This window comes from Rhizobium sp. X9 (assembly GCF_018873185.1).
GTDB classification, from domain to species: Bacteria; Pseudomonadota; Alphaproteobacteria; order Rhizobiales; family Rhizobiaceae; genus Agrobacterium; species Agrobacterium oryzihabitans.
On sequence record NZ_CP071312.1, the window covers coordinates 1,189,843 to 1,212,055 of the forward strand.

The 22,213-nt window shown below is 65.8% G+C and carries 25 protein-coding genes; 23 read left to right on the forward strand and 2 right to left on the reverse strand.

All coding sequences use genetic code 11. The annotated features are described in order from the left end of the window. Window positions 1-120 precede the first annotated feature (120 nt). The 23 genes from JZY08_RS20375 to JZY08_RS20480 all read left to right on the forward strand — a co-directional run bounded on the left by JZY08_RS20375 (window position 121) and on the right by JZY08_RS20480 (window position 20,851). On the forward strand, window positions 121-4,470 hold the full coding sequence (locus JZY08_RS20375; protein WP_112585161.1) for a strawberry notch-like NTP hydrolase domain-containing protein: 4,350 nt from the start codon (window positions 121-123) through the stop codon (window positions 4,468-4,470). Then, the gene (locus tag JZY08_RS20380) at window positions 4,470-5,513 is read left to right on the forward strand and encodes a toprim domain-containing protein (protein ID WP_112585163.1); all 1,044 of its coding nucleotides are present in this window, start codon (window positions 4,470-4,472) and stop codon (window positions 5,511-5,513) included. Before JZY08_RS20375 ends, JZY08_RS20380 begins: the two co-directional genes overlap by 1 nt. A gap of 326 nt (window positions 5,514-5,839) precedes the next feature. Then, window positions 5,840-6,775 carry a DUF2493 domain-containing protein gene (locus JZY08_RS20385; protein ID WP_112585934.1) on the forward strand — a complete coding sequence of 312 codons (936 nt, stop codon included), beginning with the start codon at window positions 5,840-5,842 and terminating at the stop codon, window positions 6,773-6,775. A gap of 205 nt (window positions 6,776-6,980) precedes the next feature. Next, window positions 6,981-7,352, forward strand: a complete 372-nt coding sequence (locus JZY08_RS20390; RefSeq protein ID WP_253204170.1) for a hypothetical protein — start codon at window positions 6,981-6,983, stop codon at window positions 7,350-7,352. A gap of 691 nt (window positions 7,353-8,043) precedes the next feature. Beyond that, window positions 8,044-8,445, forward strand: a complete 402-nt coding sequence (locus tag JZY08_RS20395) for a single-stranded DNA-binding protein (RefSeq protein ID WP_112585165.1) — start codon at window positions 8,044-8,046, stop codon at window positions 8,443-8,445. Between the two features lie 199 nt (window positions 8,446-8,644). Next, entirely contained in the window at window positions 8,645-8,893 is a 249-nt protein-coding gene (locus JZY08_RS20400; RefSeq protein WP_112585167.1) for a hypothetical protein, read from the forward strand. Window positions 8,894-8,992: 99 nt separating this feature from the next. After that, entirely contained in the window at window positions 8,993-9,274 is a 282-nt protein-coding gene (locus JZY08_RS20405) for a DUF2285 domain-containing protein (RefSeq protein WP_112585169.1), read from the forward strand. 107 nt (window positions 9,275-9,381) lie between these two features. Beyond that, entirely contained in the window at window positions 9,382-9,669 is a 288-nt protein-coding gene (locus JZY08_RS27610) for a DUF6499 domain-containing protein (RefSeq protein WP_112585171.1), read from the forward strand. Then, entirely contained in the window at window positions 9,647-10,153 is a 507-nt protein-coding gene (locus JZY08_RS20410; protein WP_112585173.1) for a DUF2285 domain-containing protein, read from the forward strand. The genes JZY08_RS27610 and JZY08_RS20410 overlap by 23 nt, the downstream gene beginning before the upstream one ends. Window positions 10,154-10,294: 141 nt before the next feature. Continuing rightward, on the forward strand, window positions 10,295-10,576 hold the full coding sequence (locus JZY08_RS20415) for a helix-turn-helix domain-containing protein (protein WP_112585175.1): 282 nt from the start codon (window positions 10,295-10,297) through the stop codon (window positions 10,574-10,576). An 18-nt stretch (window positions 10,577-10,594) separates the two neighbouring features. Then, window positions 10,595-11,767: a replication initiator protein A gene (locus tag JZY08_RS20420; RefSeq protein ID WP_216331574.1), complete on the forward strand. Its 1,173-nt coding sequence runs from the start codon at window positions 10,595-10,597 to the stop codon at window positions 11,765-11,767. Further along, window positions 11,764-12,417: a ParA family partition ATPase gene (gene parA / locus JZY08_RS20425; RefSeq protein WP_112585179.1), complete on the forward strand. Its 654-nt coding sequence runs from the start codon at window positions 11,764-11,766 to the stop codon at window positions 12,415-12,417. Before JZY08_RS20420 ends, parA begins: the two co-directional genes overlap by 4 nt. After that, entirely contained in the window at window positions 12,414-13,172 is a 759-nt protein-coding gene (locus JZY08_RS20430; RefSeq protein WP_112585181.1) for a site-specific DNA-methyltransferase, read from the forward strand. The genes parA and JZY08_RS20430 overlap by 4 nt, the downstream gene beginning before the upstream one ends. After that, on the forward strand, window positions 13,169-13,423 hold the full coding sequence (locus JZY08_RS20435) for a hypothetical protein (RefSeq protein ID WP_112585183.1): 255 nt from the start codon (window positions 13,169-13,171) through the stop codon (window positions 13,421-13,423). Before JZY08_RS20430 ends, JZY08_RS20435 begins: the two co-directional genes overlap by 4 nt. Continuing rightward, window positions 13,420-13,938, forward strand: coding sequence for a DUF2840 domain-containing protein (locus tag JZY08_RS20440; RefSeq protein WP_097136836.1), 519 nt, complete (start codon window positions 13,420-13,422; stop codon window positions 13,936-13,938). Before JZY08_RS20435 ends, JZY08_RS20440 begins: the two co-directional genes overlap by 4 nt. After that, entirely contained in the window at window positions 13,935-14,495 is a 561-nt protein-coding gene (locus JZY08_RS20445) for a S26 family signal peptidase (RefSeq protein ID WP_112585185.1), read from the forward strand. Before JZY08_RS20440 ends, JZY08_RS20445 begins: the two co-directional genes overlap by 4 nt. A 35-nt stretch (window positions 14,496-14,530) precedes the next feature. After that, window positions 14,531-14,872: a DUF736 domain-containing protein gene (locus JZY08_RS20450; RefSeq protein WP_112585187.1), complete on the forward strand. Its 342-nt coding sequence runs from the start codon at window positions 14,531-14,533 to the stop codon at window positions 14,870-14,872. Continuing rightward, on the forward strand, window positions 14,869-15,636 hold the full coding sequence (locus JZY08_RS20455; RefSeq protein WP_112585189.1) for a lytic transglycosylase domain-containing protein: 768 nt from the start codon (window positions 14,869-14,871) through the stop codon (window positions 15,634-15,636). The genes JZY08_RS20450 and JZY08_RS20455 overlap by 4 nt, the downstream gene beginning before the upstream one ends. Before the next feature lie 247 nt (window positions 15,637-15,883). After that, window positions 15,884-17,671, forward strand: a complete 1,788-nt coding sequence (locus JZY08_RS20460) for a DUF3363 domain-containing protein (RefSeq protein ID WP_112585936.1) — start codon at window positions 15,884-15,886, stop codon at window positions 17,669-17,671. A 15-nt stretch (window positions 17,672-17,686) separates the two neighbouring features. Further along, window positions 17,687-19,687: a conjugal transfer protein TraG gene (locus JZY08_RS20465; protein ID WP_112585191.1), complete on the forward strand. Its 2,001-nt coding sequence runs from the start codon at window positions 17,687-17,689 to the stop codon at window positions 19,685-19,687. 9 nt (window positions 19,688-19,696) lie between these two features. Next, a complete protein-coding gene (locus JZY08_RS20470; protein WP_112585193.1) occupies window positions 19,697-20,122 on the forward strand; it encodes a ribbon-helix-helix protein, CopG family in 426 nt (141 codons plus the stop codon). A gap of 61 nt (window positions 20,123-20,183) precedes the next feature. Further along, on the forward strand, window positions 20,184-20,444 hold the full coding sequence (locus JZY08_RS20475) for an antitoxin (protein WP_112585195.1): 261 nt from the start codon (window positions 20,184-20,186) through the stop codon (window positions 20,442-20,444). Next, window positions 20,441-20,851: a type II toxin-antitoxin system VapC family toxin gene (locus JZY08_RS20480; protein ID WP_112585197.1), complete on the forward strand. Its 411-nt coding sequence runs from the start codon at window positions 20,441-20,443 to the stop codon at window positions 20,849-20,851. Before JZY08_RS20475 ends, JZY08_RS20480 begins: the two co-directional genes overlap by 4 nt. Window positions 20,852-20,897: 46 nt before the next feature. On the opposite strand, the gene JZY08_RS20485 is transcribed toward JZY08_RS20480, so the two are convergent. Both JZY08_RS20485 and JZY08_RS20490 read right to left on the reverse strand, forming a co-directional pair. Then, window positions 20,898-21,296 carry a hypothetical protein gene (locus tag JZY08_RS20485; RefSeq protein WP_216331575.1) on the reverse strand — a complete coding sequence of 133 codons (399 nt, stop codon included), beginning with the start codon at window positions 21,294-21,296 and terminating at the stop codon, window positions 20,898-20,900. Next, the gene (locus JZY08_RS20490) at window positions 21,293-21,943 is read right to left on the reverse strand and encodes a glutathione S-transferase family protein (protein ID WP_112585201.1); all 651 of its coding nucleotides are present in this window, start codon (window positions 21,941-21,943) and stop codon (window positions 21,293-21,295) included. Before JZY08_RS20490 ends, JZY08_RS20485 begins: the two co-directional genes overlap by 4 nt. Window positions 21,944-22,213: the final 270 nt, after the last annotated feature.

Below are 22,213 nucleotides of genomic sequence, written 5' to 3' on the forward strand. Positions count from 1 at the left end.
TCGGCGATTTTGGCCGATGGAGTGAGAGTGAGAGCGAGGCCGGGACGGATTTGAGCCTGTGCGGTCGAGAGAGAGCGCTGCACGGGCTCGATCCTGTCCCGCTCTCCCGAGGCTTCTTCCATGAACATGATCCCCGCATCCGCGGCGGCATCCGCCACCGCGCCGCTTTCACTTGTCCCTTGCACAGACACTCCTGCCGCCGTCTTCGCCGCGGCGCAGATCCTCCTGCCTCATATCGAGCGCGGCCAGCGCGTCGATGCCGCCATGCTGCGCAGCGCGATGGAGTCTGCCTTCGACGCCTCCGACGCGACCGGAGCGTGGAGCTGGAAAACGGCCTATGACGCCTGCGAGGCGGCGACCGTGCTTTTCCTGCGCAAATACGGCAAGGCGCTTTTCCGCAAATCCGCTTCTCCGGCGACGGTTCTGCCGCAGCTCGCCAAGATCGCCGGCCTCCTGCCGATGCATACGCGCCGCTCAGAGGAATCCCAGTCCTTCCAGCAATTTTCGACTCCGCTCTCCCTCGGCCTCGCGGCCGTGACGGCGGCGGCGATCACGCCCGCCGACCGCGTGCTGGAGCCGTCAGCCGGCACCGGGCTTCTCGCCATCCTGGCCGAGATCGCCGGAGGCTCGCTGGTGCTCAACGAACTCGCGGAGACCCGCGCCGGTCTCCTGTCTCTTCTCTTTCCGGCCCTGTCCGTCTCCCGCTTCGACGCGGCGCAGATCGACGATCATCTCGACACCGGCATTCTGCCATCCGTCGTGCTGATGAACCCACCGTTCTCCGTCATGGCCAATGTTGAAGGGCGGATGGCAGACGCCGCCTTCCGCCACGTTGCCTCGGCGCTGGCGCGTCTCGCACCCGGCGGCCGTCTCGTCACCATCACCGGCGCGAACTTCGCTCCCGACGCTTCGGCCTGGGCCGCAGCCTATGGCCGGCTGCAGGAACGCGGCCGCGTCGTCTTCTCCGCCGCGCTCGACGGCTCGGTCTATGCGAAGCACGGCACGACCTTTCCGACCCGCCTGACCATCATCGACAAGGTGCCGGCGGACGACCCGTCCGTATTCCCGACCGCGCTGGGCGTCGCGACGGGTGTGGCCACTTTGCTTGGATGGCTGACCGAGCATCTCCCGCCACGACTGCCAATTGATCCGGCCGTCTCGGCCCCTGTGGTCGCGCCTCGCACCGTCCGCGCCTATGTCAACCGGGCCGCAAGGGCCGCGCCCGTCGTGGCGCATGCCGAGCCGGAAGGCACTCCGCTCGATTACGAAACCGTTGACTGGAGGCCGGCGGATGCCGGTCGCCTTTCCGATGCGATCTATGAGGAATACGCCCTCCAGACCGTCCGGATTTCCGGGGCTCAGGCGCATCCGACCCAGCTCGTGCAGTCGGCGGCCATGGCGAGCGTCGCCCCGCCGAAGCCGAGCTATCGCCCGACGCTGCCGGGGAACGTCCTCGATCTCCTGTCCGACGCGCAGCTCGAAACGGTGATCTATGCCGGCGAGGCGCATTCGGATTTCCTCGCCGGTGCGTGGACGGTGGACGACACCCTCGACAAGCTGACCGCTGCGTCTGAGGACGCCAAGGGCGCCGTCCGGCTGCGTCAGGGCTTCATGATCGGCGACGGCACCGGCGTCGGTAAGGGCCGGGAATCGGCTGCGATCATCCTCGATAACTGGCTCCAGGGACGGCGCAAAGCCGTCTGGATCTCGAAGTCGGACAAGTTGATCGAGGACGCGCAGCGCGACTGGGGCGCGCTCGGCATGGAGCGCCTGCTGGTCTCGCCGTTGTCGCGGTTTCCGCAGGGCAAGCCGATCACGCTGAGCGAGGGCATCCTATTTTTAACCTATGCCACGCTGCGCTCCGACGACCGCGGAGAGAGGGTTTCGCGGGTCAAGCAAATCGTCGAATGGTTGGGCTCCGACTTCGATGGAGTGATCATTTTCGACGAGGCGCATGCCATGCAGAACGCCGCTGGCGGCAAGGGAGAACGCGGTGACGTCGCCGCCTCGCAGCAGGGCCGCGCCGGCCTGCGCCTTCAGCACGCGCTTCCCAGTGCCCGCGTCGTCTATGTCTCCGCCACCGGCGCGACCACCGTCCACAATCTCGCCTATGCGCAGCGGCTCGGCCTGTGGGGCGGCGAGGATTTCCCGTTCGCGACGCGCGCCGAGTTTGTCGAGGCGATCGAGGCCGGCGGCGTGGCGGCGATGGAGGTGCTCGCCCGCGATCTTCGCGCGCTCGGCCTCTATACCGCCCGCTCGCTCTCCTTCGCCGGCGTCGAATATGAGTTGGTCGAGCATGAGCTGACGCCCGAGCAGGTTCGCATCTACGATGCCTATGCCGGCGCCTTTGCCATCATCCATGACAATCTGGATGCGGCGATGCAGGCCGCCAATATCACCGGCGGCGGCGAGGGCGGTTCGGGCACGCTCAACAAGCAGGCGAAATCCGCCGCCCGCTCGGCCTTCGAGTGCGCCAAGCAGCGCTTCTTCGGCCATTTGCTGACCAGCATGAAGACACCGACCCTGCTTCGCTCGATCGCCGCCGATCTGGAGGCGGGCCATTCGGCCGTCATCCAGATCGTCTCGACCGGCGAGGCGCTGATGGAACGCCGGCTGGCCGAATTGCCGACCGAGGAGTGGAACGACGTCCGCATCGACATCACGCCGCGCGAATACCTTCTCGACTATCTTGCCCATTCCTTCCCGGTCCAGCTCTACGAGCCGTTCACGGATTCGGAGAGCAATATGTCGTCGCGCCCGGTCTATCGCGACGGCCAGCCGGTCGAAAGCCGTGAGGCCGTCGCGCGCCGCGATGCGCTGATCGCCAAGCTCGCCAGCCTGCCGCCGGTTCCCGGCGCGCTCGACCAGCTCGTCCAGCATTTCGGGACGGATATGGTTGCCGAGGTGACGGGCCGGTCGCGCCGCATCGTCCGCAAGCGCGGCGACAGCGTCACCATCGACCGCCTTGTGGTCGAGACGCGCGCCGGCGCTGCCAATCTGTCCGAGACGCAAGCCTTCATGGACGACCGGAAGCGTGTCCTCGTCTTCTCGGACGCCGGCGGCACCGGCCGCAGCTACCATGCGGAGAAGTCGGCGAAGAACACGCGGCTCCGCGTCCACTACCTGCTCGAGGCGGGCTGGAAAGCCGACACCGCCATTCAGGGCCTCGGCCGCACGCACCGCACAAACCAGGCGCAGCCGCCGCTCTTCCGGCCGATCTCGACCAATGTGAAGGCTGAGAAGCGCTTTCTCAGCACCATTGCCCGCCGCCTCGACACGCTGGGCGCGATCACGCGCGGCCAGCGCCAGACCGGCGGCCAGGGGCTGTTCCGCCCCGAGGACAATCTGGAGAGTCACTACGCCCGCGACGCACTCCGCCAGCTCTATATGCTGCTGGTGCGCGGCAAGGTCGAAGGCTGCTCGCTCCAGCGCTTCGAGGAAGCCACCGGCCTGAAGCTGATGGACTCGACCGGCATCAAGGACGAGTTGCCGCCGATCACGACGTTCCTCAATCGGCTGCTCGCGCTCACCATCGAGCTTCAGGGCATCCTCTTCACGGCCTTCGAACAGCTTCTGACCGCCCGCATCGAGGGCGCGATCGCGTCGGGCACCTATGACGCGGGGCTGGAGACGCTCCGCGCCGAAAGCTTCGTCGTCGTCGATCGCCAGACGATCTACACCCATCCGCGCACCGGTGCGGAAACCAGTCTGCTGACGATCAACGAGCGCAGGCGCAACCGTCCTGTGACGCTTGACGCCGCTCTGGCCGAACTCGGCGATCCGCGCGCCAAGCTGCTCGTCAATGAGCGCTCGGGGCGCGCTGCCGTTCAGATCCCGGCCACCAGCATCATGCTCGACGATGGCGAGATCGAGCGCCGCGTCCGGCTGATCCGGCCGACGGAGGCCCACAATATCCCGGTGAGGATGATGGGGGAGACCCGTTGGGTCGACGCTGACCGGGAGACCTTCGCCTCGGCATGGAACGCCGAGATTGCCGAGGTGCCGGAATTCACCGATGCGTCGCTTCACATGGTCACGGGCTTGCTTCTGCCCATCTGGAAGCGGCTGCCGAACGATTCGACGCGCGTCTATCGGCTTCAGACCGACGAGGGCGAGCGTATCATCGGCCGCAAGGTCTCGCCGGCCTGGGCCGCGAATGCGACCGCGACCGGCGCAGCCGCGATTACGCCGGATGATGCGTTCACCGCCCTGATGGACGGCCGCACGATCCTCGATCTGGCCGAAGGTCTTCAGCTTCGCCGCGTCCGCGTCATGGGCGCGAACCGGATCGAGCTGTCCGGCTTCGACGACACGATGCGCGAGCGCCTCACGGCCTACGGCCTGTTCCACGAGATCATCTCATGGAAGCTGCGCATGTTCGTGCCAATCGATGCCAATGGTCCCGTGGTTCTCGCAAGAGTGCTCGACCGCTGGCCGGTGGAGCGTATCGGCGAGAAGGAGGCAGCGTGATGGCCCGTCACGACGCTTCCGAACTGGCATCCCGTCTCGGCCGCAATGCCGAGGCGGTATGCCGCCACTACCTGTCGTCCGGCCACCGCGCCGGACGATACTGGGTGGTCGGCGACGTTCAGAACAGTCCCGGCCGTTCGATGTTTGTGCGGTTGACCGGGCCGGAATGCGGCAAGGGAGCTGCCGGAAAATGGACCGACGCATCAACGGGGGAACATGGCGATCTGCTCGACGTCATCCGCGAAGCGCTCGGCCTCATTGACTTCAAGGACGTGGCCGAGGAAGCGCGCCGCTTCCTCGCTCTCCCGCATCACGAACCAGGGAGAACGAGGATTCCGATCGGCAGGACGTCGAACATCGCTGTCGGTTCGCTCGAAGCGTCGCGGCGGCTTTTCGCCATGTCGCAGCCGATCGGCGGCACACTCGCGGAAATCTACCTCAACGGGCGGGCGATCACCTCCCTCGCGGGAACCGCCGCACTGCGTTACCATCCGCGGTGCTACTATAAACCCGATGAGCATTCGCCCACCGAGATCTGGCCGGCGATCGTCGCTTCCGTCACCGATCTTCACGGCGACCAGACCGGCGCACACCGCACCTGGCTCGCTCCGGACGGTTCGGGCAAGGCGCCGGTCGAGTCACCACGGCGGGCGATGGGCGACCTTCTCGGGCACGCGGTCCGCTTCGGGGTCGCCGGTGAGGTGCTCGCGGCCGGCGAAGGCATCGAGACCGTGCTGTCGCCCCGTCAGGTTCTGCCCCACATGCCGATGATGGCGGCGCTCTCCGCTGCTCACCTCGCTGCCGTCCTGTTCCCGGCGACGCTGCGCAGGCTCTATGTCCTCAGAGATCGCGACCCGGCCGGGGACGGCGCAAGAGACAGCCTGGTCGCCAGAGCAAGGAGCGTCGGGATCGAGGCGATTTCGGTGTCGCCTACGCGTGAGGACTTCAATGAAGATCTGCGCTGGCGCGGCATCGACGCCCTCCGGACGACCTTGATGGAGCAGCTTCATCCTGATGACGTCCACCGTTTCGTGGAAGGGTGAGGAGATGGCGGGGACGAGGCGCGGTCGAGGCGTCTCCACCCGCCGTCTCCATTCATCATCGCACGCATCCTTTGAAGTTGGAGAGAGCGGCGCCCACGGCCTTCTGAGAGGGCGATCGGCCCACAAACGGCCCGGACAGGCAATGGCCGCGTTTGGGCTATTTTCCGCCGGCGGCTGCGCCGCCTTTGCAGCGCGAAACAAAATAGCCCGAACCCGGCCATCGGAGCCCTCGCGAGAGCGCGAGGGTGCCAGTCCAGTCCGCCCGTGGGCTTTCGACGCCTGCGAAGGCCGCGATGGGCGCGGTCTCCAGACAAAGGACGCTTCCGATGACGAACGAAGACGAAAACTTGAGCTTCGAGCCGAACCACACCTCGTCCCCAACCGATCATATCCTCACCGAACTCCAGCTCTATGGCTGGCGGCCATATCAGGACGAACCTGATCCGAGGCCGCTCCCGGAGGGCAACGCCGTCGCCGCCGCTGTCGCAGATATCTTCGACGCCCTCGTCGCGACGCTCGGCGACACCCGCCTCGAACCCGACCTCGACGAATTGCTCTGGGGGACCGTCAATCTCTTTCACCGCGCCGCGGGCCGGGTCGAACGCGATCTCGACGACAACGAGCAGGCGCAGCGCCGCCTCCAGCGTGAACAGGACGGCAGCGAGGTGAAGTCGGTCGAGCTGGAGCGCCTCACGGCAGAAGGTCAGACCCTGATCGAGCGGCGCAACAGCATGGAACTCTTCCGCGACGTCGCCTCCGAAGCTTTCGAGCACCACACCGGCAGCGCCTGGCGGCCCCGTACCGGCTCGATGGTCAACCATCGCAACCTCACCGCCGCGATGATCGACAGCCGGGATTTCCTCGCCGCGAAGCACCGGGCCGAGACCGAGGTGATGATGCCCGCCGGTCCCAAGGTTGCCCTGACCGGAGGCGCCGACTTCAACGACCACCGCCTGATCTGGGCAAAGCTCGATCAGGTCCATGCGAAGCACCCCGACATGGTGCTGATGCACGGCGGCACGCCGAAGGGCGCTGAACTGATCGCCTCCCGCTGGGCAGATAGCCGCAAGGTTGCTCAGGTCGCCTTCCGGCCCGACTGGACGAAGCACGGCAAGGCCGCGCCCTTCAAGCGCAACGACGCGATGCTCGACGTCCTGCCGGTCGGCGTCCTCGTTTTCCCCGGCACCGGCATTCAGGAGAATCTTGCGGACAAGGCCCGCAAGCTCGGCATCCCGGTCATGAAGTTCGATGGCGGCGCGTAAGCGCCGCCTCTGGCTGTTCCAGCCGCCAATACTTGACTATCGGAGAGGTTGATAGCTCTTATGAAACATCCTTGCAGAACCGGAACAGTAGCATAGTCGCAGGCGGAGCGTATCTACGGGCAGCCTGTCGTGATCCTCAATCGATCATGTGGAGGCTTCCATGTCGCTCATCCTGCTCGCCATCTCTTTGACGATCGCGTTCTGAATCTTTGCCTACAACCTTGCGATCTACGCTTTACCGTTCATGGTTGGGCTGTCCGCTGCCCAATATACTTGGGGCGCCGGAGGCGGCATCCTCCTGTCGGGACTGGCCGCCATCGGCGCGGCGTTGGTTTCGATTGGCCTCGTCATCGCAGTTCTCGGCTTCGCCAGGAATCCGGCTCTGCGGCTGATCGCTCTCGCCGTCTTTGCCGTACCGGCCGTCATCGCCGGATATGCACTCGTCCACGGCGTAGCGAAGAACGCCATCGACCCCGGCCTGATGCTCAGTTTGCTTTCCGGCAGCGCCGGGCTGTTCATCGGCATCGCGGCAATGGTCAATCTGAATGCCCTCGGCGTGTCCTTGTTTTCACGCTGATCGGCAGCGAAGTGAAAAACCCGGCGGCTTGCGCCGCCAACCCCGGTTCCCCCAACAAAAGGCTGTAGCGCCGCCGCTGCGCTTTGCATCCTCCGCCTCCAGTCTGCTTCGCCCGGCCGAGGATGTCGGTCATCGGTGCCAGATCCGCGGATCGTGGGCAGTCAATGCTAGCTGCGGCCTCCACTTCCTGTAGTGGATGCGAACGCAGAAACCGTCGCATGCCTTTTCGCAAATCGTCCGGATCGTGCCTTCCACCGCCGAAACGGCGACACGGTGCTGTTCCGTGCCTCGGAACCCTATAGCCGCACCATTCTCGTCCCGCCCAGCCTGTCCGGGAGATGACGCGAGGTGGCCGGAAGGGGAGAAGGTCGGGAGTCGCCCCGAACTGCGCAGGTCCGTGAGCCTGCCTGGTCGCTGTTACCGGTGAGGACGATGGTTCTGCTGCGCGTCCCCGTATTCGTGCTTTCAAAGGCACCAATCCCTCCGACTGACTGATCCCCTAAGTTCGTTCTGTTTCCTCCAGCAACCCCGGCGGCTCCCAGCCGTGTTGCCGCGCAAGCGCGGCTGCCCGCCCCACCTGGGGCCTTAGGGGCAAGCTGCCGATAGGTTCGGCAGTTGCGGGAGTCTCCCGACGGCCTTGGCCGGGTCTCGTCGGAGGGATGGTCCCTCCGAGAAGCAACGGAGACTTACAATGCAGAACATCGTCATTCTCGCCGGCAACATCGGTCAGACCCCCGAAACCCGCACCACTGAGGGCGGTACCCGGATCACCCACTTCACGCTTGCCACCTCGCGCCCCCGCTACTCGGTCGGCAAGGTTGTCCGGGACGAGAGGGGCTACCGGATCCAGGATACGGAATGGCACCGCATCACCGCCTTCAACGGCCTCGGCAAGACGATCCAGGAGTATTGCGAGAAGGGCATGAAGGTTCTGGTTCGCGGCCGCATCCACTACACGAAGTGGACGGACCAGCAGGGCAACGACCGCTACGGATGCGAGATCATCGCCGAGACGGTCGACTTCCTGAGCCCGGCGAAGCAGACCGAAAGCGAGGACGGCAAGTTCATCGACGACGATGACATCCCGTTCTGAGCGGGAACCGCGAAGCCCGGCGGCGCAAGCCGCCGGGTTCTTTCATGGCAGGCCATGCGCCGAGACGACCGAATCAGCTATCAAAGGAAAGCTGTTTGCAATGTCGATCAGGCATTTCATGCTGGCGAAGTGAGCCAAGAACGACTAGTTTAGTCGTAGTTCTGGAGTGCGCACAGGTCCGAATGGGAGGTGATCATGCATGATCACCGCCCGACAATCACGGGCCGCGCGCGCGTTGCTGGGTTGGACACAGGAGACGCTCGCTGACAAGGCCCGAGTAGCACTGACCGCACTGAAACGCCTCGAATCCGAAAGCGGTCTCGAAGTGTTCGAATCGACGCGCGATCAGGTGCGCCGGGCCCTCGAATCGGCCGGGATTGTTCTCCTTTCGACAGACAAGGGCGAAGGAGTTCTGCTCCTGCATGACAGGATCGATTCGTCCCGGTAGTCACGCCGGGCACCAAGCTACCAAACCCTTGTCAAAAAAAGGGGCTATCTCCTGAGCGAGATGGTTAACGGACTTAGCGCGCGTGAATATGGTGGCTCGATGGGACAGGAGACGCAAACATTTCTGGACGAACCACCGTTCAGCGAAACGATCACGACTTATGACCGCACACATATGAAGCTCTACATGCGGCTGGTCGACGCCAACCGCGACGGCGCAGACTGGCGCGAGGCGGTGCATATCCTGTTTGGCCTCGATCCCGATCAAGACCCCAGACGCTGCCGCTCTATCCACGATGCGCATCTGGCGCGCGCCCGGTGGATGATGGAGCGCGGCTATCGCGAGCTGGTTCGTGAGAGCCAGCGCGGGTCGCCATCGTGATGCGTCGGACGCATCACCTGTTGAGGCTCAACTGACTTTCGCAGATCAACCCAAACGGGAATCGTGATTCTCCCAAAGACTTAGACAAATACTTGGGAGGATCAGCGATGACACCCGACGCATCGATCTGGCGTTCCTCGGAATATGATCATCTGGACGGCCTGACCGCGTCCGATCTCGCCTGGGAATGGCTCCGCCGCAACGACGCCTATGACGCGGATTTTGAGGCTTCGGCCTCCGCTCGCGGAATGCATGAACCACTGACCGTGCGAATTCGACAACAGTGGGGGTTGCGATTTCCCGGTCGATCCCCTGACACCTCCGCCGGAAGCGCCAGTCTTCTGGCTTCCGCAGGAGGACACAAGCGTTGTAATGCTCGCCGAGGCGCCCGTTGACCTCGGCTCCGGTATCACGAGCGATGCTCCCGCGCTGTGGCGGCAGGGGTCGCCGATGGGCGATGATGACGCTGCATTTCGTTTAGCCCTCGCGAACGGTCAGTCCCTCCAGATCATTGACCACGCCATCGACGGAAAAGAAAATGCCGTTGCGGTCATTCCTCTCGGCATAGACGGCTTCGACCGGATCGAAGCCGTCTATCGCTTCCTTTCAGCCTTGCATGGCCGCGCCATTCCCCCGGACACGCGCCTGACGCGTCAGCAGCGCGCCCGCCAGCGCCGGATGCTGCGCGCCTTCGACGGCTATCGCGCCGGCGCCACGCAGCAGGAAATCGCCGAGATCATTTTTCGCATCGACCATCTCGACCGTGACGCTTGGCAGGCGTCTTCCATCCGCCACGCCATCAAGACGCTCCTGCGCGATGCCCGCGCCATGATAGCGGGCGGCTATCGAAAACTCCTTCGTCATCGCCGCCAATCCTAGCGCGGCCTCGCCCTGTTCATGGTGGGCGAATTCGATACCCCCCAACTTTGCCCTGCAACTTGCCGGCTCTCCTCCGCCACCGTGGTCGTTGTCCGCCGCTGAAACGAAGCGGCCGTCCGCAACACCACGGAGGCCCGATCCATGCCACACGAACCCGTCGTTTTGCCGCCGCGCTTTCTGCGCACGAAGGAGGCCGCCGAATTTCTCAGCCTCTCGGCCCGAACCCTCGAAAAGCATCGCACCTATGGGACAGGTCCCGCCTATCGCAAGCTCGGTGGCCGCGTCGTCTACGCCATCGACGATCTCGAAACCTGGGCCGCTCGCGGCGCGGTGACGTCGACGTCCGATCCTCGCGGCTCCGTGCTGCCGGCGAAGCGCCACGTCATTCCCTCCGGGCCGCGGCTCGGCCGCTACGCACGCTGAGCGCGGCCGGCTTCCTTCATGGCGGTGCGGCGTCGATCCCTTTCGGAGCGCGGGCAGCTCGATCTGTTCCGGGCGCTTCCCGGCGACTTCGCGCCACGAGACGCGCAGGATCTCATGGCCTATCCCTTCTTCTCCCTTTCCAAGACCCATCGCGTCGCCCCGATCGATTTCGTTGCGGGCAACGTGACAATTCGGGTCGAGGCGGTCCCGGATCATGGCATGGCTACGATCTGGGACGCCGACATCCTGATCTGGGCAGCGAGCCAGATCGTCGAAGCCCGCGATAACGGGCTTCGCACTTCGCGGCTGATGGCCGCCACGCCCTATGAAATCCTCACCTATGTCGGCCGGGGCACGAGCGCACGCGACTATCAGCGCCTGAAAGCCGCGCTCGACCGCCTGCAATCGACCACCGTTTCCACCTCGATCCGGCAACCTGCCGAAGGCCGCCGTCATCGCTTCTCGTGGATCAACGAGTGGCAGGAACGCACCGACCGCAACGGCCGCCCCGAGGGCATCGAACTGATCGTACCGGACTGGTTCTACCAGGCCGTCCTCGACGATGCGCTCGTGCTCACTATCGACCGGACCTATTTCGACCTGACGGGGGGTCTCGATCGCTGGCTCTACCGCCTGGTGCGCAAGCACGGCGGCCGCCAGCGCGCCGGCTGGCGCTTCGACTTCCACCACCTTCACCAGAAGTCGGGCAGCCTGTCGCCGTTCAAACGCTTCGCCTACGAGCTGCGCGACATCATCCGGCGCCAGCCGCTGCCCGGCTACACCCTGTTCCTCGAAACCGAAATCGGCGGGCGCGCGCTGCTCGCCTTCGAGCCGTCTCCGGCCTGTGGACAAGCTGTGGATAGCCTCGTGCTATCGGGAACCCGGACTATCGTGCTATCGGGAACCCGAGGCTCGTGCTATCAGGAACCCAAACAGGGTCTAACGCACGGAAACTCCACACGAAATCGCGCCCTTAACTTAGAGTCTAACATAGACTCTAACCTTGAAGAGCGCGCGCGCGATGTGGAAAACCTCATCCGCGACGCCGCCAGAAGCCTCAGCGTTACCGCCAGGAAGAGCGCGCCGGCCGAGCCGCCACAGACGGCTACAAGCCGCCGCGGTGGGGCCTCTCCATCCACTGATCCCGATACGCCCCGTCTTCCTCTCGATCCACCGGGAGGACGCCGATGATCGTCGCGCTTCTCAACCAGAAAGGCGGCGTCGGTAAGACGACGCTCGCCCTACATCTCGCCGGCGAGTTGGCGATGCGCGGGAGCCGCGTCACCTTGGTCGACGCCGACCCGCAGGGCTCAGCCCTCGACTGGTCACAGCAGCGTTCGCGCGAGAGCCTACCGCGCCTGTTCGGCGTCGTCGGCCTGGCACGCGATACGCTGCATCGCGAGGCACCCGAACTCGCGCGCGACGTCGATCACGTCGTCATAGACGGCCCGCCGCGTGTCGCCGGCCTCATGCGCTCCGCGCTGCTCGCCGCCGACCTCGTGCTGATCCCGGTGCAGCCGTCACCGCTCGACGGCTGGGCCTCGGCCGAGATGCTGGCGCTGCTCGCCGAGGCCCGGATCTACCGGCCGCAGCTCGTCGCCCGTTTCGTGCTCAATCGCTGCGGCGCACGAACTGTCATCGCCCGCGAGACGGCCGAGACGCTGGCCGACCACGATCCGCCCCTGCTCGCCGCCATGGTCGGCCAGCGTGTCGTCTTCGCCGACGCTGCCCAGACCGGACGGCTCGTCTCGGACATCGACCGCCAGTCGCCGGCCGCGCGCGAGATCGCGGCGCTGGCGGCCGAAGTCGGGCGCCTCTGCATCGGGAGGACCGCGCCATGATGGTGCTCCCCGAGATTATCCTGTCCGGCGACTGCCGCGACCGCATGCCGGCGCACGGCCCCTACGACATGATCCTCGCCGATCCCCCTTACGGCGACACATCGCTCGCCTGGGATCGCCGCGTCGAGGGCTGGCTGTCGCTCGCGCGCGGGGCGCTTGCGCCGACCGGCTCGATGTGGGTCTTCGGTTCGCTGCGCAGCTTCATGGCGACCGCCGACCGCTTCGCGGACGCGGGCCTACGGCTCGCCCAGGAGATCGTCTGGGAGAAGCAGAACGGCACCGGTTTCCATGCGGACCGCTTCAAGCGCGTGCATGAGCTGGCCGTCCAGTTCTATCCGGCCGAGACGCCCTGGCGCGACATCTACAACGACGTCCAGACCACGCCCGACGCGACAGCCCGGACCGTGCGACGCAAGCAGCGTCCGCCCCATACCGGCCAGATTGATGCTGGCCACTATGTCAGCCACGACGGCGGGCCGCGCCTCATGCGGTCGGTCATCTATCTGCGCAACTGCCACGGCCGCGCGATCCACCCGACTGAAAAGCCGTCCGCGCTTCTCGAAATCCTCATCCGCACAAGCTGCCCGGAAGGTGGCCTGGTCGGCGATTGGTTCGCCGGCTCCGGCGCGGCCGGGGAAGCCTGCCGGCTCTCCGGCCGGCGCTATATCGGCTGCGAGATCGACCCGACGATGGCCGACCGCGCACGCGACCGCATCGCCAGCGTGCTGCCGTTCCATGACGGAGGCCCGTCATGACGGCCGGCACGGACAAGCGCGGCTTCGCCATCCGCCCGGCCGATCCCGATAGCTGGATCAAGGCCGCCGACGCGCCGCCGCCGCGCACGGATGCCGCCGACGCCTACTCGGCGCGGCTGACCGTGGACATCACGCCGGCGCTGCGCGGCCGCATCAAGATCGCGGCCTTCCAGCGCGGCGTCACGGTTGCCGACATGCTGCGCGACCTCCTCGCGCGGGAGTTCCCGCCTGCCGATGGGGGCACGCCATGACCGGCTTCGACAACCGCCGCATGGGTGGCCATGCGCTGCCGAAGGACGCGCCGCCCTTCACCACGCTGGTTCATCTCACATGGGAGGAAGGCCGGATCGAGCACCGCATCCGCTTCGGCCATCCGATCTACCAGCGGACGATCGACCGGCGCAGCCGCGTCGTCGGCTTCGCGCCGAACAGCGTCTTCGCCTTCGTCCGCTGGGCGTCCAACGACTACGGCACCGTGGTTTCCCGCATCGACATCCTGCGCGCCATCGGTCGCGGCGAGCCTTGCCAAACGCTGCCCTTCGTCCGCCCCGGCGGCGATCTTCTCCTGAAGCTCCACGGCTGGCCGAAGGTCGAGCGCGTGCTTCAGCTCACAGACACGATCGAAGCCCTTGGCATCGACCCGGCCGACGCCGCGCCCGCCTATTGGCGGCACGTCCACAACCGGCTGACCGCCGGTGTGGAACCGCGCCTTTATTCAGGCGACCAGCACAATGCCTGGCTTGCGCGCAGGAGCATCATGCCATGAGCCCGCGCAGTTTCACGCTGCTCGCCATGCTGGCCGGCGCCGCGCTGGTCGCTGCGCCGATCGTCACCGGCCATGCGCCGCGCTTCATCTGGAACGCATCGGGAAGCGTCGCGGTCGGCCTCTATTCGCTTGCTCCGGTCACGACGATCGAGGTCGGCGATCTGCTCGCCATGCTGCCGCCCGATGACCTCGCCGCCTTCCTCGACGCGCGCGGTTACCTGCCGCGCGGCGTGCCGCTCATCAAGCGAGTGCTGGCTCTGCCCGGCGCCGAGGTCTGCCGCCGTGGCGCGACCGTCATCGCCTACGATCACGCTTATGGCGACGCGCAGCCGCGCGACCGCTTCGGCCGCGATCTGCCGCAATGGCAGGGCTGCCGAACAGTCGCCGAGGGCGAGCTGTTCCTGATGAATTGGGACGCCGCCGACAGCCTCGACGGCCGCTACTTCGGTGCGCTTCCGGCCTCCGCCGTCATCGCCCGCGCGACGCCGATCTGGACAGACGAATACGGCGACGGCCGCTTCCGCTGGCGCTTCACCGATCCGGCCCTGGAGCCGTGAGCTACCCCCAACCATCAACCACAGGAGACAAAATCATGGCTGATATTGGCAGTTTCACCCGCACGGAAACCGGCTTCACCGGCCGCGTCGAGGCGCTCGGAATCGACGCCCCGCTCACCTTCGTCCCGGCCAAACCTTCGGAGGCCGAGAACGCGCCCGCCTACCGCATCCTGCTCGGCGGCGAAGACGGCCGCGACATCGGGGCGGGCTGGTCGCATGTCGGTGAAAAGGCCGGCGAGTTCGTCTCCGTCGAGATCTACAGCCCGCTGTTCGGTTGGCTGCGCGCCAACCTGTTCCGCGACGGCGACGACGACACCGCCTGGAGCCTGCACACCAACGACCAGAGGACGAAGCGGTCCGAAGGGGCCGACAAGTGACGGTTCAACGTCTTTCCAACGTCGGGCGGTTTCCCGCCGTCCGACACCCGGCGCTCCTCTTTCTCCTTTCCGGCCTCGCTCTCGGCCTCTCGCCAGCGCCTCCGGCTCTGGCAGAGACCGTGCAGGCCGGACGGCCGGAGATCGGTGGTCCCTATGCCGCCAATATTGCCGACGCCGCGCAACGCTTCAGCATCCCGGTTGGCTGGATCGTCGCCGTTCTCGCCGCCGAAAGCAGCGGCGATCCCGTCGCCGTCTCGCCGGCCGGGGCGATGGGGTTGATGCAACTCATGCCCGCCACTTGGGAGGAACAGCGCGCCCTTTACCGGCTCGGCGGCGATCCCTTCCAGCCGCGCGACAATATAGTCGCAGGCACGGCCTATCTGCGCGCGATGTGGGACCGCTACCGCACCATCGGCGGCATGCTCGCGGCCTACAATGCCGGACCCGGCCGCTACGACGAGTATCTCGCGGGTGTTCGGGAGCTACCTCGGGAAACGCGCGAATACGTCGCCACGCTCGTTCCCCTTCTCGGCGGCGAGCCGCTCGCGCCCGGCGCTCTGGCTGGCGCACCGCGCGTCACCGACTGGCGCGATGCTCCGCTCTTCGTCACGGCTCAGGGCGGCTCGGAATCGGCGTTCGGACGGCACGGCGAACGCAGCGGTGGCGCACCTTCGGATGCGCCCGCCGCGTCGCCTGCTTCGCTCGCGCCGGCTCCCGCCGAGGCGCTATTCGTCGCGCGTCCGCCCTCGGGAGGTGCGCCGTGAGCTGGATCGCACGGTTTCGCGCTGTAGCGGAGTGCCGGAAAGGAAAGGAAGGGTCGCGCGCCGGAAGGGGCACGGCGACTGGAATACGGCAAGATAAAAGCGCCTGCGCAAACCACCGTCAAGCCATTGGAATGGCTTGGTGTTTTGCGCATATGGCGGTCGGTCGTGCATACGCATGGGCGATTTTGCAAGCAAAATCAAAGTCACTTCGTATGGGCGGCTTCGCCGTGCCTCGGTGGAGGCGCGCATGAGCGGCGACGACAACGAGTTTCGCATCCGCCCCGGCAAGCCGCGCTCGAGCCGCGCGCCGCGCACCAAGACCTTCATCAACCAGGTGCTGCGCGCCGCCAAGCAGGCGAGCAATGCGCCCGCCAGCGGCTCGGCATCTGGATCGGGGCGCAGAGGCGGCGGCTCGGGCCGCTCGACTTTCGGCCGCGGCCGCAATGTCGTATCGCGTAGCCACCTGCTCGGCTCGCATCGCCGCGTCGTCGCCCAAGTGCGCATCGCGCGCCACCGGGGCCGCGCCTTCCGCTCCGCGCCGATCTCCGCGCACCTCTCCTATCTGAAGCGCGAGGGCGTCAGCCGCGACGGCGAGAAGGGCGTCATGTTCGACGCCGAGACCGACCGCGCCGACGATCTCGCCTTCGCCGATCGCTGCCAGGACGACCGGCACCATTTCCGCTTCATCATCTCCCCGGAAGACGCGGGCGAGATGGAAGACCTGCGCGCCTTCGCCCGCGATCTCGCCAAGCAAATGGAGGCCGACCTTGGCACCCGGCTCGACTGGATCGCTGTCGATCATTGGAACACGGACAATCCGCATGTGCATCTGCTGGTGCGCGGCGTGGACGAGACCGGGGCCGATCTTGTCATCTCGCGCGACTATATCAGCCACGGCCTGCGCGGACGCGCCGAGGAACTGGTCGATGCCGAACTCGGCCCCAAACCGGAACACGAGATCCGCTCCAGCCTCACGCGCGAAGTCGATGCCGAACGCTGGACGCGCCTCGATCGGGAGATCGCACGCCAGGCCAACGAGCTGGGCTATATCGACCTGCGGCCCGAGGCGAAGGGGCCGGACGATCCCGAAATCCGCCGCCTGCTGGTCGCGCGTCTGCGCCATCTCGAAAAGCTCGGCCTCGCCGCCGATGCCGGTGTCAACGAATGGTTCGTCGAGCCAGGAGCGGAGCGAACGCTGCGCGATCTCGGTTCGCGCGGCGACATCATCAAGACCATGCACCGCGCCTTCGCGGGGCTGGGCGAGGAACGCGGCGTTGCCGACTTCACGATCGACGCCACCAAGGACGGCCCGCCTGTCATCGGCCGGCTGGTCGACAAGGGCCTCCATGACGAGCTGACCGGCGAAGCCTATGCCGTGATCGACGGCACGGACGGCCGCGCCCATCATGTCCGGCTGCGCGGCATCGAGGCGTTCGAGCACGCGCCGCCGATCGGCGGCATCGTCGAGGTCCGCCGCTTCGGCGGTCCGGACGATCCCCGGCCCACCATCGTCCTCGCCAACCGATCCGACCTCGATCTCCAGAGCCAGATCACCGCGCCCGGCGCGACCTGGCTCGATCACCGGCTCGTCGAACGTGAGCCCATGCCGCTCGGCGCCAGCGGCTTCGGCCGCGAGGTGAGCGAGGCGATGGACGCGCGGGCCGAGCATCTGGCCGATGAAGGACTCGCCCGGCGCGAGGGCCAGCGGATCGTCCTGCAACGCAATCTGCTGGCGACTCTGCGCCGGCGCGAACTCGACGCCGTGGGCGAGCAGCTCTCGGCCGAGACCGGGCTTGCGCATGTGAAGTCGCAGGCCGGCGAATATGTCGCCGGCACCTATCGCCGCCAGCTCGCGCTTTCCTCCGGCCGCTTCGCCGTGATCGAGGGCTTCGCCCCCGATGGCGGGCGCGGCTTCCAGCTCGTCCCCTGGTCCCGCGAGATCGAACACAAGCTCGGCCAGCACATCTCCGGCGTCGCGCGCGGCGGGGGCGGCATCGACTGGTCGCTCGGTCGCAAGCGTGACCTCAGCCTCTGATGAAAGGAACCTCCCATGTCCGGCACGAAAATCCTCTGGGGCCAGATCAGCATCGTCTTCCTGATCGTGCTCGCCTCGGTCTGGGGCGGCACGCAATGGGTCGCCTTCCGGCTCGGCTTCCAGCCCCAACTCGGGCCGGCGTGGTTCGAGGTCGCCGGCTGGCCTGTCTATTATCCGCCCGCGCTGTTCTGGTGGTGGTATTTCTACGAAGCCTATGCCCCGCGCATCTTCGCCGAGGGCGGCATCATCGCGGCTTCGGGCGGCTTCCTGTCCATCGCCGTCGCCATCACCATGTCGGTAATGCGCGCCCGCGAGGCGTCCGACATCGACACCTACGGTTCGGCACGATGGGCCGAGCGGGCTGAGATCGAGGGCGCCGGCCTGCTCGGCCAGGACGGCGTGGTGCTCGGCCGATACGAGCGCGACTACCTGCGGCACGACGGGCCGGAGCATGTGCTCTGCTTCGCGCCGACGCGGTCGGGCAAAGGCGTCGGGCTCGTGGTGCCGAGTTTGCTGACCTGGCCGGGGAGCTGCATCGTCCACGACATCAAGGGGGAGAACTGGCAGCTCACCGCCGGCTTCAGGGCGAAGCACGGCCGCGTTCTTCTCTTCGATCCGACCAACGTCGCCTCTGCCGCCTACAACCCCTTGCTCGAGGTCCGGCGCGGCGAATGGGAGGTGCGCGACGTCCAGAATATCTCGGACGTGCTGGTCGATCCCGAAGGGAGCCTTGAGAAAAGGTCGCATTGGGAAAAGACCAGCCACTCGCTGCTGGTCGGCGCGATCCTGCATGTGCTCTATGCCGAGCCGGACAAAACCCTGGCGGGCGTTGCCGCGTTCCTCTCCGATCCACGCCGCACGATCGAGGCCACGCTGGACGCCATGATGGCCACGCGGCATCTAGGAGAGGCCGGACCGCACCCTGTCGTGGCGTCGTCGGCGCGCGAGCTGCTCAACAAAAGCGACAATGAGCGTTCGGGCGTGCTGTCTACCGCCATGTCCTTCTTGGGCTTATATCGCGATCCCGTCGTCGCGGCCGTGACGAGCCGCTGCGACTGGCGCATCGCCGACCTGATCGCCGACCCGCAACCCTCGACGCTCTACCTCGTGGTGCCGCCTTCGGACATCTCGCGGACAAAGCCCTTGATCCGCCTCGTGCTGAACCAGATCGGCCGCAGGCTTACGGAAGATCTCCACGCCAAGGACCGCCGGCATCGCGTGCTGTTGCTGCTCGATGAGTTTCCCGCCTTGGGGAGATTGGACTTCTTCGAGTCGTCGTTGGCGTTTCTCGCGGGCTACGGGATCAAATCGTTCCTCATCGCCCAAAGCCTCAATCAGATCGAGAAAGCCTATGGCCAGCACAATAGCGTGCTCGACAATTGCCATGTCAGGGTCAGCTTTGCCACCAACGACGAGAGGACCGCCAAGCGCGTGTCCGACGCCCTTGGCACGGCGACCGAGATGAAGGCGATGCAGAACTATGCCGGGAGCCGCCTGGCGCCGTGGCTGGGACACATCATGGTGTCGCGCTCCGAGACCGCCCGCCAGCTCCTCACCCCCGGCGAGATCATGCAACTCCCCCCGGACGACGAGATCGTCATGGTGGCAGGCACCCCACCGATCCGGGCGAAGAAGGCCCGCTATTTCCTCGACCCCCGCCTCACCGAACGCATCCTGCCGCCGCCCGATCCGGCGAAGATCGCCAAATCGGTGCGGCCCGATGGCTGGTCGGACCTCAAGCCGCTCAAGCCCGACGCCGATCTGGTCGCGGCCGCCGAACGGGGCGAGAAGGGGAAGGAGGACACGGCCAATTCGAGCCTGCGCCGTGAACCCGAACTGCCCGAACATGTCGAGATCGTCCGCGAGAAGAAGGAGCCGACGCCAGAAGACGAGTTCAAGCACCTGCTCGGCGACGATCAGGAAGACAGCGCCCGGCAGCGTCAGGTCATGCGCCGCCAGATGCGCGGTCTCGCCCGGCAAGCGCCCATGGACCCGAATGACGGTATTGATATGTGAGGATCGACCATGCGCGAACGCCTTTGCCTGACCCTTCCGTCCGACCTGCTCGCCAAGCTCAACGACCTCGCGGACCGCCGCAAGCTGTCGCGATCGGCCGTCGCGGAAGCGGCCATTGCTTCCTTCCTGTCACCCGACGCCCAGGACATGCGGGAGGCTGCCTTTACCCGCCGGCTCGACCGCATGTCGCGCCAGACGGCGCGGCTGGAACGCGACATGCGTCTCACCGCCGATACGCTGGCGCTGTTCGTCTGCCACTGGCTGACTGTCACGCCGCCGCTTCCCTCAGAGGCTCACGCGACCGCCCAGGCCAAGGGCAAGGAGCGTTTCGAGGGCTTCGTACAGACCCTCGCCATGCGGCTCCAGCAGGGAAGCAGCTTTCTCAGCGAGATCCCCGATGACATTCCGTCGCGCAGGGAGGAATCCGATGACTGACTGAGCTTGCGGAATCTGTGCCGTGCGCGTATATACTTCGACGTACATACAAGAGGCCGCCATGCCCCATATCGCCAAGATTTTCCAGTCCGGCAACTCGCAGGCCGTCCGGCTCCCGAAGGATTTCCGCTTCGACGTCGAAGAGGTCGAGGTGTCGCGAGAAGGCGACGCCGTGATTCTACGCCCCAGGCCGGATACGACCCGGCGGTGGGCCTCGCTGCACGCCGCCGTCGAGCGCGGCTTCAGCGCCGATTTCATGGCCGAAGGCCGCGACCAGCCGAAAGAACAGGACCGGCCCGAACTCGATCAGGCGTTCCAGTGACCTTCCGCCTGCTCGACACCAATGCAGTGATCTCGCTGGTCGCGCGACGCTCCGAACCGTTGCTGCAACGGGTCGAGACCAGCGAGCCGGGTTCGCTCGCGGTTTCGTCCGTGGTCGCGCACGAACTCTACTTTGGCGCCTATCGCAGCGAGAGGGTCGCCTACAATCTGGAGACCCTTCGGCTCCTCTTCACCGATCTCGCCATCCTCGACTTCGATCGGGAGGATGCCCGAGTGGCGGGCGAGATCCGGGCCGAGCTGAAACGACGCGGAACGCCGATCGGCCCATACGATACGTTGATCGCCGGTCAGGCCAAGGCGCGGGGCCTCACCCTCGTCACCAACAATACCGGCGAGTTTTCGCGAATAGCCGGATTGCGGATCGAGGACTGGACTACAAACCGATAGGCTCAAGGCCCATCGACAGAATGGGTCGCGGGCTTCGGGATTTGCGCTACAAGCGCGAACGAGCTGCGCGCCAGAGGAAAACCGACACGGCTACGGTGATCCAGGCAACGGCAATGCCAACAAGGTTGGGGAAGATGTCGACAACACGGGGATTGTGGCCGATTACCGTGGTCTGAACCAGTTCCCAGCTTACGCCCACGAGAAAAGTCAGTACGACAGCAAGCCACATGCGAGAGTAGCCGGTTGCGAGTACGGCGAGAACGAACAGCATAGCCATCGAGGCTATGTGCGGCACCTTGGTCAGGGCATTGGCGATTGCCTCGAACGTAACCGTGAAGTCCATCTGTGGGGGACGGCAACCATCAGGAGCCCGGTTGGCAGCCCAAATGCTGGCCAATGCGAGGGCCGTAAAAGGCAGGACGCGAAGAATGCTCAGAACTTTCATCGCGACGCAGCCGTGAACACCGCCAATTGGGCGGCAAAAGCGCGCTTGTACGACGGCCGCGCTTCTGCACGGGCGACATAGGCGGAGAGGTTCGGAAATTCCTGCAATATTTCCGACCCCTGCAACCTTTGCAGCACATGCACCATCAGAAGGTCGCCAGCGCTGAAATCGCCGTCGAGCCACTCGCTGTCGTCCAGGCGCGCAGAAAGTTGATTTAACCGTTCGCGAATGCGTTCATCGACCATCTCGAAGCGCTCGCCCTGCCAACTCTTGCCTTCCTCGAAGTTCTCGACGACGTCGCGATCGACGATCGGCGGCTCCACCGTATCGAGCGCAGCGAACATCCACATGATCGCACGCGCCCGCGCATTCGCATCCGCCGGCAGCAGGCCCGGAAAGCGCTCTGCGATATGAAGCACGATCGCGCCGGACTCGAACAGCGTGAGATCACCTTCCTCATAAGTCGGTATCTGCCCGAACGGATTGCGCGCCAAATGCGCGGGCTCCCTGAATGTGCTCCACGGAGCGAGCCGCACCTCGTAAGGCTGGTCCACTTCCTCCAGCGCCCAGCGCACGCGCATGTCCCTCGCCAGTCCCTGGCCGCGATCCGGCGAGCTTTCATCAAAGGCCGTAATCGTAATAGTCATCGCGTTTCCCTCTGTTGTGGCGGGCCGGTTTCCCTGTCTTCACTGTAACGACGAACCATCCAATCCGAATCCGACAAAACACGCGGAAAACTTCCGGCCTCTGATGCGCAGAGGGCGAGCTTCTGTCGGCTCCCATCAAGGGAAACAGTCGGCATTACTACCTCGGGCGATTCGCCTGATGAGCAGGAGTGACCGCCCGAGGCTTCGATCAGGAAGGCACCACCGCCGTTCTCCTGTATTTGCACGCTGCACTACTACTACGACCGAAAC

Coding starts and splice junctions, on each gene's coding strand:
- JZY08_RS20375 (WP_112585161.1), top strand. CDS start 121: ATGAACATGATCCCCGCATCCGCGGCGGCATCCGCCACCGCGCCGCTT.
- JZY08_RS20380 (WP_112585163.1), top strand. CDS start 4,470: ATGGCCCGTCACGACGCTTCCGAACTGGCATCCCGTCTCGGCCGCAAT.
- JZY08_RS20385 (WP_112585934.1), top strand. CDS start 5,840: ATGACGAACGAAGACGAAAACTTGAGCTTCGAGCCGAACCACACCTCG.
- JZY08_RS20395 (WP_112585165.1), top strand. CDS start 8,044: ATGCAGAACATCGTCATTCTCGCCGGCAACATCGGTCAGACCCCCGAA.
- JZY08_RS20400 (WP_112585167.1), top strand. CDS start 8,645: ATGATCACCGCCCGACAATCACGGGCCGCGCGCGCGTTGCTGGGTTGG.
- JZY08_RS20405 (WP_112585169.1), top strand. CDS start 8,993: ATGGGACAGGAGACGCAAACATTTCTGGACGAACCACCGTTCAGCGAA.
- JZY08_RS27610 (WP_112585171.1), top strand. CDS start 9,382: ATGACACCCGACGCATCGATCTGGCGTTCCTCGGAATATGATCATCTG.
- JZY08_RS20410 (WP_112585173.1), top strand. CDS start 9,647: ATGCTCGCCGAGGCGCCCGTTGACCTCGGCTCCGGTATCACGAGCGAT.
- JZY08_RS20415 (WP_112585175.1), top strand. CDS start 10,295: ATGCCACACGAACCCGTCGTTTTGCCGCCGCGCTTTCTGCGCACGAAG.
- JZY08_RS20420 (WP_216331574.1), top strand. CDS start 10,595: ATGGCGGTGCGGCGTCGATCCCTTTCGGAGCGCGGGCAGCTCGATCTG.
- parA (WP_112585179.1), top strand. CDS start 11,764: ATGATCGTCGCGCTTCTCAACCAGAAAGGCGGCGTCGGTAAGACGACG.
- JZY08_RS20430 (WP_112585181.1), top strand. CDS start 12,414: ATGATGGTGCTCCCCGAGATTATCCTGTCCGGCGACTGCCGCGACCGC.
- JZY08_RS20435 (WP_112585183.1), top strand. CDS start 13,169: ATGACGGCCGGCACGGACAAGCGCGGCTTCGCCATCCGCCCGGCCGAT.
- JZY08_RS20440 (WP_097136836.1), top strand. CDS start 13,420: ATGACCGGCTTCGACAACCGCCGCATGGGTGGCCATGCGCTGCCGAAG.
- JZY08_RS20445 (WP_112585185.1), top strand. CDS start 13,935: ATGAGCCCGCGCAGTTTCACGCTGCTCGCCATGCTGGCCGGCGCCGCG.
- JZY08_RS20450 (WP_112585187.1), top strand. CDS start 14,531: ATGGCTGATATTGGCAGTTTCACCCGCACGGAAACCGGCTTCACCGGC.
- JZY08_RS20460 (WP_112585936.1), top strand. CDS start 15,884: ATGAGCGGCGACGACAACGAGTTTCGCATCCGCCCCGGCAAGCCGCGC.
- JZY08_RS20465 (WP_112585191.1), top strand. CDS start 17,687: ATGTCCGGCACGAAAATCCTCTGGGGCCAGATCAGCATCGTCTTCCTG.
- JZY08_RS20470 (WP_112585193.1), top strand. CDS start 19,697: ATGCGCGAACGCCTTTGCCTGACCCTTCCGTCCGACCTGCTCGCCAAG.
- JZY08_RS20475 (WP_112585195.1), top strand. CDS start 20,184: ATGCCCCATATCGCCAAGATTTTCCAGTCCGGCAACTCGCAGGCCGTC.
- JZY08_RS20485 (WP_216331575.1), bottom strand. CDS start 21,296: ATGAAAGTTCTGAGCATTCTTCGCGTCCTGCCTTTTACGGCCCTCGCA.
- JZY08_RS20490 (WP_112585201.1), bottom strand. CDS start 21,943: ATGACTATTACGATTACGGCCTTTGATGAAAGCTCGCCGGATCGCGGC.